The sequence below is a fragment of the Cytobacillus solani genome (genome assembly GCF_001420595.1).
In the GTDB taxonomy this organism is placed as follows: Bacteria; Bacillota; Bacilli; order Bacillales; family Cytobacillaceae; genus Cytobacillus; species Cytobacillus solani.
Genome location: NZ_LJIX01000006.1, coordinates 3,385,110 through 3,398,735, shown reverse-complemented (window position 1 = coordinate 3,398,735; position 13,626 = coordinate 3,385,110). Strand labels below are relative to the sequence as shown.

The window sequence follows — 13,626 nt, the reverse complement described above, 5'->3', positions numbered from 1 at the left end:
AATGTCAAAAGGAAAATTAGAGATTTTCCCTGCAAGGTATGGGTTTTTCCCTTATATGTTTTTAATCTATCTATTTATGCCGGGTTACTATATTTACTTTGAGACAGGCTGGAAGCTGTATGCCGGTTATGTATTATTAGGATTATTCCTAGTTACATACCGGCAGCTTTATTTTGCTATGAAGTCATTTACAAATTGGTTGATCCTTCAGATTGCTATTGTCTTATTCTTATCTGTCTTTATTAATATTAATATTGTCTTTTTAGGTTTTTTTCCAGCGCATTTTATTGGCTGGTATAAGGAAAAGAAGCAATTCTTTACTGCGCTGATCCTTTTTGGGTTATCCATCTTCACACCGATCATTATTCATTATAATCATTTAAATCCAAATACCTTATTTTATATTATCCCCTTTATTCTCATTATGTTGTTTTCTCCATTCGGGATTCGTTCAATGAATAGCAGAATGGAGCTAGAAAGACAGCTTGATGAAGCGAATGAGCGGATTGAAGAACTAGTGAAACGTGAAGAACGACTAAGAATCGCTCGCGATCTTCATGATACGCTCGGTCATACACTCTCGTTGATTACATTAAAGAGCCAGCTAGTTGGGAAACTGCTAATGAAAGATATTGAACGTGCCAAACATGAAGTCAAGGAAATAGAAAGAACATCAAGGGCAGCATTATCCCAAGTAAGAGAGCTTGTCTCAGATATGAGGGCAATTACAATTACGGAGGAGCTACAGGCATCTTCTGCTATTTTAGAAGCTGCTGGAATCAGTTTTCAATACCATGATGATTCAATACTTGAGGATGCTTCTGGAGTTACACAAAATATCGTAAGCATGTGTCTTCGTGAGGCAGTGACGAATGTGGTAAAGCACAGTCAAGCAAAAAATTGTTATATTGCAATCATTGAAAATGCAGGAGAAATGATGATTAGTATTCAAGATGATGGGAAAGGGATAGGGATAAATAATCAGGCAGGCAATGGACTGAAGGGCATCTCAGAAAGGCTTGAATTGATTGATGGGGCATTGAAAATTACCTCTCATAAGGGAACGAAGTTATTGATTACTGTCCCAGTTATTGTGAAGGAGAGAGAGGGGGATGTTGTTTCATGATCAGAATCGTAATAGCAGAAGATCAAGGAATGCTTCGAGGAGCACTTGGTTCCCTTCTTGATTTTGAAGAGGATATTGAAGTGATTGCCCAAGCAAAAAATGGAAAGGAAGCACTTTATTTCATTCAAACCCTTGAACCAGACGTCTGTTTGATGGATATTGAGATGCCGCTTATGAGTGGTTTGGAAGTAGCGGAAATATTAATGAAGCAGGGGTCTAATTGTAAGATTATCATTTTGACAACATTTGCCCGTCCAGGTTATTTTGAACGTGCTGTTAAAGCAGATGTTCACGGGTACTTGCTTAAAGATGGGTCAAGTGATGAACTGGCAGAGTCGATTAGAAGTGTGATGAAAGGGAAACGCGAATTTGCCCCTGAGCTGATTTTTGGCAGTATGAAGGATGAAAATCCGCTAACCGAGCGTGAACGTGAAGTGTTAAGGATGGTGGCTGATGGGAAAACAGCTAAAGAGATTTCTGCCATCCTCTTTTTATCTGCAGGAACTGTTAGAAATTATATGTCTGAAATCATTAGCAAGCTGCACGTAAAGAACCGAATTGAAGCAATTAGCATAGCGGAAGAAAAGGGATGGATATAAAGAAAACGAGGCATCGTTAAATGCCTCGTTTTCTATTACTCTTTTAAATCTTCAATTGAATTAATATCCATGTATGCAGGGACAACTAATCCGATTTTTGTCCCTTCTAGGTTTGCACCTAAATCCTCAAACTTACCTTCGAATTCTTTATAATAATCCGCGTGTGTTAATGGAAGCCAGCCTGCGATATGGGCATCAAGGCTTCCCTCAGCAACACCAGCCCACATTGGACCTGCTTCAACTTGACGAAGGGTAACTTTGTAGCCTAGATCAGTTAACACTTGTGCAACCACATTTGTACTTGCGATTTCCGTATCCCATGCGACATAACCAAGAGTGATTTTGTCACCGTCTACTTTCTCAGCACCTTCTGTCCATTCAGCCACTTTATCCGCATTCTCATCAACCCAATTGCGAGCAGCTGTTTCCGGATCTTCCCCATCAGTAATTTGAACCATCACTGCATTCATATCTTCCTCAGGCCAGTGGAATTGATCCAAAACCTTGTAAGCGGAAGGATGATCCTCGGAAAGCCCATTACGTGCAATGGAATGTATATTTTCTGCATCTCCATAAGTCCCTTTAGGATCTTCTAAATATTTTAAATCAAATTTCGAAAACTTCCAGTGTGGACTCCATCCAGTAACAATGATTGGTTCTTCTTTATCATAGGCTTTCTTTAAAGCTGCAGTCATCGCTGCACCTGAACCTTCTACTAATGTCCAGTCATCTAGCTCATATTCTTCAATGACATTAGCTGTTGCTTTCATTAAGCCAGCTCCCGGATCAATACCGATGATTTTGTAATCAACGCTTTCTCCAACTGAAGCTTTAGATGCCCCATTATCCGATTTTTCTTTGTCGCTGCTTGCGTCATCAGACCCACAAGCTGCTAGACTGAATGCTAAGGCAGGTACCATAAAAAAGGACAACCATTTTTTCTTCATTATATTTTTCCCCCTTGTTTTTTAATGCCTATATTTTGGGTAATCCGATCAAGGATAATGGCCATAACCACAATCGCAAGACCAGCCTCAAAACCTCTTCCGATTTGAATCTGAGTGACCGCACGGTATACGTCTGCTCCAAGACCGGGTGACCCAACCATTGAGGCAATCACAACCATCGACAATGAAAGCATAATGCTTTGATTAATACCTGCCATGATTGTTGGCATAGCAAGCGGCAGCTGTACCTTGAGCAAACGCTGAGTAGTAGTAGACCCAAAAGCCTCTGTTGCTTCAATGATGTCTGCAGGTACTTGCTGGATTCCTAGAATTGTCAGCCGTATCGTTGGCGGTACGGCAAAAATAACAGAAGCGACTACTCCTGGTACAACCCCGATGCTAAAGAAGAAAATTGCTGGGATTAAATAGACAAATGCAGGCATCGTTTGCATAAAGTCTAAGATAGGTGTAATGATTTGTTTTACTGTATTCTTTTGAGAAGCCCAAATGCCCATTGGAATCCCAATAACGACTGTTATTAAGACAGCGGTTAAAACTAATGAAAGGGTTTCAAGCATTCCTTCCCAATAACCTAAATTATCTATTAAGAACAGGCCAATAACAGCAAATAGGGCGATACCCTTTGTTGCTAGTTTCCACGCTAATAAACCAATAAGGATGATAAGAATATACGATGGAATAAATGCTAAAGCGGCAAAAAGCCCTTCCACAATCCCCTCTAAACTGACAGTAATTGCATCAAATACGACTGCAAAGGTAACTGTTAGCCAATCTACAAAGCGATCAATCCAATCGGCAAGCGGGAGTTTTGGTAATAAGCCTTCCATTAATGAGTCCCTCCTTTGCTTGACTGATCAGCAGCCACTTCTTCTTTTGCTTTTTCTAAAACATTAATGACTTCATTATTTCCTGCGAGACCACCAATGACCGCACCTCTTACAAGAATGCCATAGAGCCGATTGTTTTCATCTACGACTGCAACAGGGATGGTTGCAGTTGACACTTTGTCAAATAAATCTGTTAACAATGTTTCACCTGTTACTTTTTGAACATTCGGATTAATGATTGCCTGTAGTGTTTGCCCGTTCTCTGCAGCTGTCTTTGCATCATCAGCTGTTATGGCACCGAGAAGGATTTGCTTTTTATCAACCACATAAATACTTGAAATCCCAAGCTTCTTCATCATTTGCAAAGCAACTCTAGGACCTTTATCGATTTGAACGGTTTCCGCTCTTTTCATTACATGGCTTGCAGTTAATACCTTTGAAAGATCAACGTCTTCTACAAATCTCTCAACATATTGATTAGATGGGTTCATAAGGATTTCCTCAGGTGACCCAATTTGGACAATTTCCCCATCCTTCATTAAGGCTATTTTGTCCCCAATTCTAAGTGCTTCATCTAAATCATGTGTAATAAAGATAATCGTTTTTTCCATTGCGGACTGTAGCTCAAGTAATTCATCCTGCATGTCTTTTCTAATTAATGGATCCAATGCGCTGAATGCTTCGTCCATTAATAAAATGTCTGTGTCATTTGCCAGTGCCCGAGCTAATCCGACACGCTGCTGCATTCCTCCGCTTAACTGTTTAGGAAATTGGCTTTCATAGCCCTCTAGACCTACTAGCTTTAAAGCATTTAGTGCCTTTTTCTTTCTTTCTTCCTTATCTACTCCTTGTATTTCCAGTCCATACTCTGTATTTTCAAGGATGGTGCGATGGGGGAGTAAGGCAAAATTCTGAAATACCATGCTGATTTTTTTGCGCCGTACATTCCTTAGCTCTTCTTTTTTCATTTTTGTTATATCTTTTCCGTCAATCAAAACTTCTCCTACTGTTGGATCAATAAGTCTATTTAATGTACGAACTAATGTGGACTTTCCGCTACCAGATAGACCCATGATGACAAAAATTTCACCAGCATGGACATTAAATGTTGCTTGATTGACACCGACTGTGGAGCCGGTTCTTTTTAAAATATCTGTTTTTGAATTCCCTTCATTTAAAAGCTGCAGTGCTTTTTTAGGATTTTTTCCAAAAACCTTTGTTACGTTTTTAACACTTAATTTCACGTGTTGTTCTTTCAAATCTTTCACCTCGTTCAATTGAAACTTCTGGACTAGTAGCCTTTACTAATTAAGCTAATCAGTAATATTTGCCGCGCAATAAGGACCATTTAATTGTATTTGTTTTAAAAAAATAGGGCAAAGCTGGTAAATAGCCATATTCAGCTGTAAACTTTGTACAGTAAAAACTGAACGTACTGTATAACGTGAATCCTTACAATTCCTATCTTTTCCTCCAAGATGCTATGCTATATCCATCTTTACATTCTGAAAAATAGTGGTAGTCTAATAAATGATTATTTCATTTTTGAGGGTAAACTAATGAAATATTGAAACAGTTAATTTTACATTTATGGATGTGAATAATTACATGGATGGGAAAGAACAGCTCGAACGTGTTCGAGAAAGGGTCATTGAAACCATTGCGAAAAATATGAATTTATATGGTATTACCGATTCTATAGGGCGATTATATGGAATGTTATATTTTCAAAATCATCCGATGACGCTTGACGAGATGAAGGAAGAGCTCGGTATGAGCAAAACAAGCATGAGCACCTCAGTCCGCACCTTAACGGATTTAAAAATGGTAGAGAAGGTGTGGAAAAAGGGAACAAGAAAAGATTTATATCAAGCAGAAGAGGACTGGTACCAAACCTTTATTGATTTCTTCTCCATTAAATGGCGTGCAGGAATTTCAATGAACATTGCTGCGATGACTAAATCCATATTAGAGCTTGAAAGGTTAGCAAAATCTGAAGAGGCAGATGAGGAAGTGCGCACTGCCGCAGAAATTGATATTACGAAAATGAAGGCCGCACTTAGTTATTATGAATGGTTAAATCGTTTGGTGGATAGCTTTGAATCAGAAGAGATTTTTGATTTTATCCCGAAAAACAAAGACGAATTGTAAGTTTATTGAAAGCACAGGATCCTGTGCTTTTTCGTTTTTTAAACATTAGTATCTAATTAGAAGTGCAAGCCGCAAAAAATATTGAAATTTGTCTTATTTTGTTATAAACCTATGAATCTCTCTTATTTTCTCCCGATTCTAGTTTTTTTTGATTTTGACAAATTTAACTTCACGTGAATCAAACACAATATGTAGTGGTGTCGAAAATAATTCAGGTACTATATGTTGATTTTAGAGTTCTGGTATGGTAACTTTAGGTTATTCATTAAATCAACTAGATTTAACATAGGTTTGAAGTTACTATCAAAATTGAATATTTTTATTTGAAGGAGTTGTAAAAATGTCTGTTGCATTAGGACAAAAAATGAGTTTAAACATTGAGCGCTTGAATGAAGACATCCGTCTATTTCCTCAAGTACACCCTATCACCTCTGATATGAAAATGACCCACAAAGGGGTATCCCGTTTAGTCATGTTGGATAGGTATACATTTAAAGATACAGAAAAAATAACTCTAACTAATGGGGACTTCGTCGTTCTTACCATCAAAGAAGATCCAAAATTCCCTGCTCGAGGGCTTGGCTATATCCTAGATATTGATTGGGAAAACAAAGCAGCATCTGTTCTAGTGGAAGAAGATTATCGCGGGGTTCTTGATGACCCAGAAGAAGCACAAACTGGAATCATCAAGCGATCCCTAGATGTCATTGAAAAACCGCTGGAGCTTTTTTATGAGCAAATTGCAAAACGTAATGCAACAGGTCTTGCTTCCGTTGAGAAAACAGAAGAGAAAAGACAAGAATGGTTTGAGAAATTCTACCAAGAGCTTGCAAGCTTAAACTTTATCCCTGCTGGCCGTGTTCTATATGGGGCGGGAGCAGATACGGACGTAACATACTTTAACTGCTATGTTATGCCATTTGTTCAAGATTCCCGTGAAGGCATCTCTGAACACCGTAAGCAGGTGATGGAAATCATGAGCCGCGGAGGCGGAGTCGGAACGAACGGTTCCACCTTAAGACCACGAAACACGCTGGCAAAAGGGGTTAATGGAAAATCATCAGGCTCTGTTTCATGGTTAGATGATATTGCGAAATTGACTCATCTTGTTGAGCAAGGCGGTTCCCGCAGGGGGGCCCAGATGATCATGCTTAGTGATTGGCATCCTGATATTATTGAATTCATCATTTCAAAAATGCAAAATCCAAGAATTTTGCGATTCTTGCTTGAAACGACGAATGATGAAACAATTAAAAAATATGCAAAAGAAAAATTAAAATATACCCCTTTTACTGAGCAAGAACTAGCAATGTACCAAGGAATTGTAAATTATAAACAAATTCCAGGACATGGCGGCTTTAATGAGAAAATTATTAATGATGCGGAAGAGAAATTAGCAACTGGCGGAAATTACTCTGTTCATAATTCTGAATTCCTTACTGGAGCGAATATTTCTGTTTGCTTAACGAAGGAATTCATGAATGCAGTTGAGAATGATGCTGAATATGAACTTCGATTCCCAGATGTAGAGAGCTATGATCAAGATGAAATGCGTATCTACAATGAGGAATGGCATAAAATTGGGGATGTCCGCGAATGGGAAAAGCTTGGTCATAAAGTCCGAGTTTATCGCAAAATCCAAGCAAAAGAGCTTTGGAATTTAATCAACATATGTGCGACTTACTCAGCAGAACCAGGCATTTTCTTTATCGATAATGCAAATGATATGACAAATGCAAGAGCATATGGACAGAAGGTAGTAGCAACAAACCCGTGTGGGGAACAGCCTCTCGCACCATACAGTGTCTGCAATTTGGCTGCGGTTAACCTAGCAGAAATGGCAGATAAGGAGAACAAAACAGTAAACTTTGAGAAACTAAAACGTACAGTTGAAGTTGGTGTACGGATGCAGGATAACGTAATAGATGCAACTCCATATTTTCTTGCAGAAAATAAAAAACAGGCTCTTGGTGAACGCCGTGTTGGTTTAGGAGTCATGGGTCTGCACGATTTATTAATCTATTGTGAAACAGAATATGGTTCTGAAAAGGGCAATGAGCTTGTTGATAAAGTATTTGAAACAATTGCGACGACTGCCTACCGTTCTTCTGTTGAACTTGCCAAGGAAAAAGGAAGCTTCCCGTTCTTAACTGGGGAAACAGAAGAAGAGACAAATCGTTTAAGAAAAGCCTTTACAGAAACTGGATTTATGCAAAAAATGCCTGCAGATATTCAACAATCAATTATCGAAAACGGAATTCGCAACTCCCATCTTTTAACCGTGGCTCCTACAGGATCCACAGGAACGATGGTTGGGGTATCAACAGGCCTTGAACCTTACTTCTCCTTCTCTTACTTCAGAAGCGGCCGCTTAGGCAAATTCATTGAAGTGAAGGCAGATATTGTTCAAGAATATTTAGATGCAAATCCGGATGCAGATCCGAATAACCTGCCTGAATGGTTTATTGCTGCTATGGACTTAGCACCAGAAGCGCATGCAGATGTTCAGTGCATTATTCAGCGCTGGATTGACAGCTCTATCAGTAAAACGGTTAATGCACCGAAAGGATATAGTGTTGAACAGGTAGAAAAGGTGTACGAGCGATTATACCGCGGCGGTGCAAAAGGCGGAACTGTGTATGTTGACGGTTCACGTGATTCGCAAGTTTTAACGTTAAAAGCTGAGGAAAACAGCTTCGATGATACGAGCTATGATAAAAAAGAAAAAACGAAACAACATGTTGTACTTGTTGATACAATCAATGATCTTCGTTCTACAAATGTAACGATTGGTTCAGAGGTTGGGAACACATGTCCAGTCTGCCGCAAAGGAAGCGTTGAGGAAATTGGTGGATGCAACACATGTACAAATTGCAACGCTCAGCTAAAATGCGGATTGTAGAATAAAAACGAAAGAAAAAGAAGATGGAGTCTTAGTCCATCTTCTTTTTTGCGTATCAAAATAAAAAACATCATGTCCACCGTACTATTTTTGTGTGTCCTTGATTAAAAATGTATCAAGTGAGTACATCGACGGGAGTGGCTTGCATGTATATAGACGGTGTTTTTTCAGGAGGGGGAATAAAAGGGTTTGCACTAATAGGTGCCTATGCTGAGGTTGAGAAAAGAGGCTTTCGTTTCAAAAGAGTAGCTGGGACAAGTGCAGGATCAATTGTCGCAGCTTTAATTGCTGCAAAATATACAAGTGAAGAAATTTATCAATTAATGGATGAACTTGAATTGGAGAAGTTTCTTGATTCGAGAAAAACCTATATCCCTTTAGCAGTGACGAAATGGGTGTTCCTTTATTGGCGACTCGGATTGTACAAAGGAGATGAACTGGAGAAATGGGTTAAAGAAAAGCTGGCTGCCAGAGGGTTAAGAAAGTTTTCTGATCTTCCTCAGCAGGCACTGAGAGTCGTTGCTTCTGACTTAACCAATGGCCGTCTCGTCGTTCTGCCGGATGATTTAATTCATTACGGCATTGATCCTGGGTCATTTTCAATTGCTAAAGCTATCCGAATGAGCTGCAGCCTTCCGTATTTTTTTGAACCAGTAAAGCTTCATACAAGGGGGGAGGCAAGTATTATTGTTGATGGCGGAGTACTGAGTAATTTTCCGATGTGGCTATTTGATAAAGACAATGTGAAAAAAATACGTCCAGTATTAGGAATAAAGCTAAGTCATAATGCCGTTGACCGACCGAAAAATAAAATCAAAAATGCGATCCAAATGTACGAAGCGTTATTTGAAACGATGAAGGATGCGCATGATTCGAGATATATTTCCAGAAAGCATGCGAAAAATATTATCTTTATTCCAACGGAGGGGGCATTAACAACAGAATTTCAATTAACTCAGGAGAAGAAACAAGCACTTGTCCAGTTAGGAGAGCAATGTGCAAATCAGTTCTTTTCACAATGGACGTATTAGACAAAAATAAAAAAGGTCGAGCTTATTATAGGGAAGCCCGATCTTTCTTTTTGCCTTTTTTTCCTTGAATCACGGTTAAATGTGTGGAAGATTTTTTTTTCGACTTTTTAAGAGATGTTAAGGAATTCCCGGAATTGGTCTTACGGGTATGTCCTTTCCCTAAGTGATTCGTCTGAAAACGCTTTTTTGATTTTTTTGCTGCGCGTATAAAGGCTTGTTGTTCACGTTTTCTTGGGCTAGCTTTATAAAAACGCTGAAAAATATAGTAAATTACAGCACCAACTAATAAAATGACAGCAATCCTTAGCAAAAAACCGGTAGGATTTGAGAACAAATTAGCAGTCATTCCCACGACAGCAAGTAAGATAAGGCCGAGGACTACGAATACTGAAATCCGATTTTTCAAGAAAGCCACCTCCCTATGAGCATGATGAGCATATTTTCTATCTTTTAAACTTGATCTACCTAGAAATTATTCGATATTTTTTGTTATTAACTCGTAAAAAGCTGTCTGTACCTATCTCTATTCTACAGAAAATATGAAAAAACCTCTAGGAAGGAGGCTTAATTTCCTTTAGGGTGTTTATCTAAATTCTTTTTCATGCAAGGGAATAAACCGGAAAGGACATAATAAGAAATGGAGGTGGTAAAAATGGCAGTAGAAAAGCAACTGGAACAAAATCAACGTGAAAAACCAATGTCCTTTATTACCTTGGTAATAGTAACTGGATTAATTGGTGGAATATTGTGGAGTGGTCTTGGCTATTTAGCCTACGTATTTAATTTAACAGGTATTAGACCCAATGTTATATTGGAGCCATGGACAATTGGGGACTGGAAAGAGGGCTGGCTTGGAACGGTTATTAGTATTGTAATGATTGGTGGAATATCCATTGTTCCAGCTTTTATCTATTATATTTTCTTACGCAGGTTCCCGAGTATCTGGGTAGGGGCAGGTTATGGCATCGGTTTATTTATCGTTGTTTTTTTTATCCTCAATCCAATATTTCCAGGTATTGACCCTTTTAATGAACTTGAGAGAAATACCATTTTTACTTCTGTTTGTTTTTATATTTTATATGGTGTATTTGTAGGATATTCCATTTCATATGAAGAGAGCGAAATCAAATATAAAGAAAGAATGGAAAAAGACGCACAGCAGGATTCTAATTGAGAGAACTTAAAAAGCAGTTATATCCCCTGTTTGATCCTATCCTATTAAAGAAGCATTCTTAAAGTAGTGGAAAAGAAATCATTTATGATAAAATATTCTTGTAAATCAATCTTTTCCACGGGAGTGCGTAAATGAATAAAATATTATTATTGAATGGTCCCAATCTTAATTTATTGGGGAGACGTGAACCAGGTATATATGGTTCTACAACGTTAAAGCAGCTGGAAGAGAAAATTGTGGCTTTAGGCGAATCTAATGACACAGAAGTAGTCTGTTTTCAATCCAATCATGAAGGGGAGATCATTGATAAGCTTCATGAAGCAAATGATATCGGTGTGAATGGAATTATTTTTAACCCAGGTGCCTTCACGCATTATAGCTATGCAATAAGAGATGCAATTGCAGGGATACAGGTTTCTGTGATTGAGGTACATATTTCAAACGTCCATTCCCGTGAGTCCTTCCGTCATACCTCGGTCATTGCCCCAGTTGTGGCTGGACAAATTGTAGGCTTAGGCATGATTGGATATGAATTAGCCTTCCATGCTTTTCTAGAAAGAATAAAGGGGAGAGAATAAAAATGGAAAAATTACAAAGATTACGCTCAAGCTTTGAAAAACTAGGAATAGACGGCATGCTCATTACAAGTACATATAATCGCCGTTATATGACAAATTTTACTGGTTCTTCAGGGGTAGTGCTTATCAGCGGGGAGCATGCTCAATTTATTACAGATTTTCGCTATATTGAACAAGCTACTGCTCAATGTGCAGGGTATGAAATTGTTAAACATGCAGGCTCTATTCCAGATGAAGTAGCAGTACAAGTGAAGAAATTAGGAATAAAAAAGCTCGGCTTTGAACAAGATTATTTAACTTTTTCTGCTTTTAAAACATATGAAAAGGCCGTTCAGTCGGAATTAGTCCCTGTTTCTGGCGAAATTGAAAAATTACGCTTGATTAAGACGGATGCAGAGATTAAGATATTAAAGGTAGCGGCAGACATTGCGGATGCTGCCTTTAAACATATGGTTGAATACATCCGCCCAGGATTAACTGAGATGGAAGTTTCCAATGAGTTAGAGTTCTTTATGAGAAAAGCGGGTGCTGCCTCATCATCCTTTGATACAATTGTCGCTTCAGGCTATCGTGGTGCCCTTCCACACGGTGTGGCAAGTGATAAGGTAATTGAAAAAGGGGATATGGTAACTCTCGACTATGGTGCTTATTATAAAGGGTATGTCTCTGATATTACACGAACAGTAGCAGTCGGTGAACCTGATAAAAAGCTTAAGGAAATATATGACATTGTATTACAAGCACAAATGCGCGGAATGGATGGCATTAAGCCAGGGATGAGCGGAAAAGAAGCAGATGCTTTAACACTTGATTATATTACCGAAAAGGGGTACGGAGAATATTTCGGACATTCTACTGGCCATGGGATAGGCTTGGAAGTTCATGAAGGACCATCTCTTGCTTCTAAATCAGATATTATTCTTGAACCTGGAATGGTCGTAACGGTAGAGCCTGGCATTTACATACCAGGATTAGGCGGTGTCCGTATTGAAGATGATACTTTGATTACGAATGACCATAATGAAACGCTAACACATTCAACAAAGGATTTAATTATTCTTTAATAGCTTGCGTCTGGGGCTAGTGAATTATAGTAGCAGAGGCGTTGAAACTAGGCACGAAAAGCTAGACAATTAGGAGGAGTTACATGATTTCAGTAAATGATTTTCGTACAGGTTTAACAATTGAAGTTGATAACGGGATTTGGCGTGTAATGGATTTCCAACATGTTAAGCCGGGAAAAGGAGCGGCATTTGTCCGTTCAAAATTGCGTAATTTGCGTAACGGTGCTATTCAGGAAAAGACTTTCCGTGCAGGTGAAAAAGTTGCAAAAGCACAAATTGACAATCGCAGAATGCAATATTTATATGCAAATGGAGATCAGCATGTTTTCATGGATAACGAATCTTATGAACAAATTGAACTGCCAGCAGCATCTATTGAATATGAACTAAAGTTTCTAAAAGAAAATATGGAAGTTCAAATCATGTTGTATCAAAGTGAAACACTTGGGGTCGAACTCCCAAATACGGTTGAATTAGAAGTAACTGAAACAGAACCCGGCATTAAAGGTGATACTGCTTCAGGCGGCACTAAACCAGCAACACTTGAAACAGGTCTAATTGTTCAAGTCCCTTTCTTTATCAACCAAGGCGATAAATTAATTATTAATACTACAGAAGCTTCATACGTTTCACGTGCATAATATGGAAAATGAAAATCCCGAAAGGAAGTCCTTTCGGGATTTTTAGTTGTCTTTTTTTATTGTTGACCGGCCTTCTGCCCCAGGGGAAATATCTGTATCACTTCGATTATTATAGGTAGGATCAGAAATTGCTTCGGTTCTATTATCACGTGTTCCTCCAAGATATCTGTACTTTAAATCTCTTTGGTTTTTTAAGAATTCTTCGCGATTTTCGTTTGTCATAAATACTTTCCCTTCATTTCTTTATTTCAGCCATATATAGTATTGTTATCTACTTCCAATAGATTATGATAATAAATATCAGATTTCTCCTTCTATTTATTTCCACTTGTACAGTTGGCTAATATAAGCTAAGATAGGAATACAGAAGCTGCGTTGTTCGCTTGTATATGAAGTTTCAACCTTTATTTAGAATGAGGGAGTTCAATATCATTGCTGGAACATCATGCCTCCATTTGATGAGGACGAATGAGAAAGCAATTGCGGACACCCACCTGTTGGAGCAGGTATGAAACTCCGTATAAATCGGCGGCAAAGGCGGCTATACATAACAAATGAGAAAAGC

14 protein-coding genes and 1 other RNA gene are annotated in these 13,626 nt (G+C 38.5%); 10 read left to right on the top strand and 5 right to left on the bottom strand.

Translation table 11 applies throughout. The annotated features are described in order from the left end of the window. Nucleotide 1: 1 nt before the first annotated feature. Nucleotides 2-1,126: a sensor histidine kinase gene (locus AN957_RS18850; protein ID WP_056685535.1), complete on the top strand. Its 1,125-nt coding sequence runs from the start codon at nt 2-4 to the stop codon at nt 1,124-1,126. Beyond that, on the top strand, nt 1,123-1,725 hold the full coding sequence (locus AN957_RS18845; protein WP_056685532.1) for a response regulator transcription factor: 603 nt from the start codon (nt 1,123-1,125) through the stop codon (nt 1,723-1,725). Before AN957_RS18850 ends, AN957_RS18845 begins: the two co-directional genes overlap by 4 nt. A gap of 35 nt (nt 1,726-1,760) precedes the next feature. On the opposite strand, the gene AN957_RS18840 is transcribed toward AN957_RS18845, so the two are convergent. Genes AN957_RS18840 through AN957_RS18830 form a run of 3 tightly spaced genes read right to left on the bottom strand, consistent with a single transcriptional unit; the run spans nt 1,761 to nt 4,788 of the window. Next, nucleotides 1,761-2,672: a glycine betaine ABC transporter substrate-binding protein gene (locus AN957_RS18840; RefSeq protein WP_056685529.1), complete on the bottom strand. Its 912-nt coding sequence runs from the start codon at nt 2,670-2,672 to the stop codon at nt 1,761-1,763. Then, nucleotides 2,672-3,520, bottom strand: a complete 849-nt coding sequence (locus AN957_RS18835) for an ABC transporter permease (RefSeq protein ID WP_056685525.1) — start codon at nt 3,518-3,520, stop codon at nt 2,672-2,674. The genes AN957_RS18840 and AN957_RS18835 overlap by 1 nt, the downstream gene beginning before the upstream one ends. Beyond that, nucleotides 3,520-4,788, bottom strand: a complete 1,269-nt coding sequence (locus AN957_RS18830) for a quaternary amine ABC transporter ATP-binding protein (protein WP_056687233.1) — start codon at nt 4,786-4,788, stop codon at nt 3,520-3,522. Before AN957_RS18830 ends, AN957_RS18835 begins: the two co-directional genes overlap by 1 nt. A 340-nt stretch (nt 4,789-5,128) precedes the next feature. Between AN957_RS18830 and AN957_RS18825 the strand changes: the two genes are divergently transcribed. From AN957_RS18825 to AN957_RS18815, 3 genes are all read left to right on the top strand, one after another. Then, nucleotides 5,129-5,671, top strand: a complete 543-nt coding sequence (locus AN957_RS18825) for a GbsR/MarR family transcriptional regulator (protein WP_142108660.1) — start codon at nt 5,129-5,131, stop codon at nt 5,669-5,671. Nucleotides 5,672-6,011: 340 nt separating this feature from the next. Beyond that, entirely contained in the window at nt 6,012-8,573 is a 2,562-nt protein-coding gene (locus tag AN957_RS18820) for a vitamin B12-dependent ribonucleotide reductase (RefSeq protein ID WP_056685523.1), read from the top strand. 146 nt (nt 8,574-8,719) lie between these two features. After that, complete coding sequence (locus AN957_RS18815; RefSeq protein WP_053476976.1) at nt 8,720-9,604, top strand: patatin-like phospholipase family protein; 885 nt, start codon at nt 8,720-8,722, stop codon at nt 9,602-9,604. Nucleotides 9,605-9,629: 25 nt separating this feature from the next. Here AN957_RS18815 and AN957_RS18810 read toward each other — a convergent pair whose 3' ends face one another. After that, nucleotides 9,630-10,019 (bottom strand): SA1362 family protein, encoded by a 390-nt coding sequence (locus AN957_RS18810; protein WP_281176508.1) that lies wholly within the window; start codon nt 10,017-10,019, stop codon nt 9,630-9,632. Between the two features lie 237 nt (nt 10,020-10,256). On the opposite strand from AN957_RS18810, the gene AN957_RS18805 reads away from it, so the two are divergent. From AN957_RS18805 to efp, 4 genes are all read left to right on the top strand, one after another. Beyond that, a complete protein-coding gene (locus AN957_RS18805) occupies nt 10,257-10,778 on the top strand; it encodes a YqhR family membrane protein (RefSeq protein WP_056685519.1) in 522 nt (173 codons plus the stop codon). A 131-nt stretch (nt 10,779-10,909) separates the two neighbouring features. Further along, on the top strand, nt 10,910-11,356 hold the full coding sequence (aroQ, locus tag AN957_RS18800) for a type II 3-dehydroquinate dehydratase (protein WP_053476973.1): 447 nt from the start codon (nt 10,910-10,912) through the stop codon (nt 11,354-11,356). 2 nt (nt 11,357-11,358) lie between these two features. Next, on the top strand, nt 11,359-12,420 hold the full coding sequence (locus tag AN957_RS18795) for a M24 family metallopeptidase (protein WP_056685516.1): 1,062 nt from the start codon (nt 11,359-11,361) through the stop codon (nt 12,418-12,420). A gap of 83 nt (nt 12,421-12,503) precedes the next feature. Next, nucleotides 12,504-13,061 carry an elongation factor P gene (gene efp / locus AN957_RS18790; protein WP_056685514.1) on the top strand — a complete coding sequence of 186 codons (558 nt, stop codon included), beginning with the start codon at nt 12,504-12,506 and terminating at the stop codon, nt 13,059-13,061. A gap of 42 nt (nt 13,062-13,103) precedes the next feature. On the opposite strand, the gene AN957_RS18785 is transcribed toward efp, so the two are convergent. After that, nucleotides 13,104-13,283, bottom strand: coding sequence for a hypothetical protein (locus AN957_RS18785; protein WP_053476970.1), 180 nt, complete (start codon nt 13,281-13,283; stop codon nt 13,104-13,106). A gap of 142 nt (nt 13,284-13,425) precedes the next feature. Between AN957_RS18785 and ssrS the strand changes: the two genes are divergently transcribed. Next, nucleotides 13,426-13,609, top strand: a non-coding RNA gene (gene ssrS, locus AN957_RS27035) — 6S RNA. The last annotated feature ends 17 nt before the right edge of the window (nt 13,610-13,626 follow it).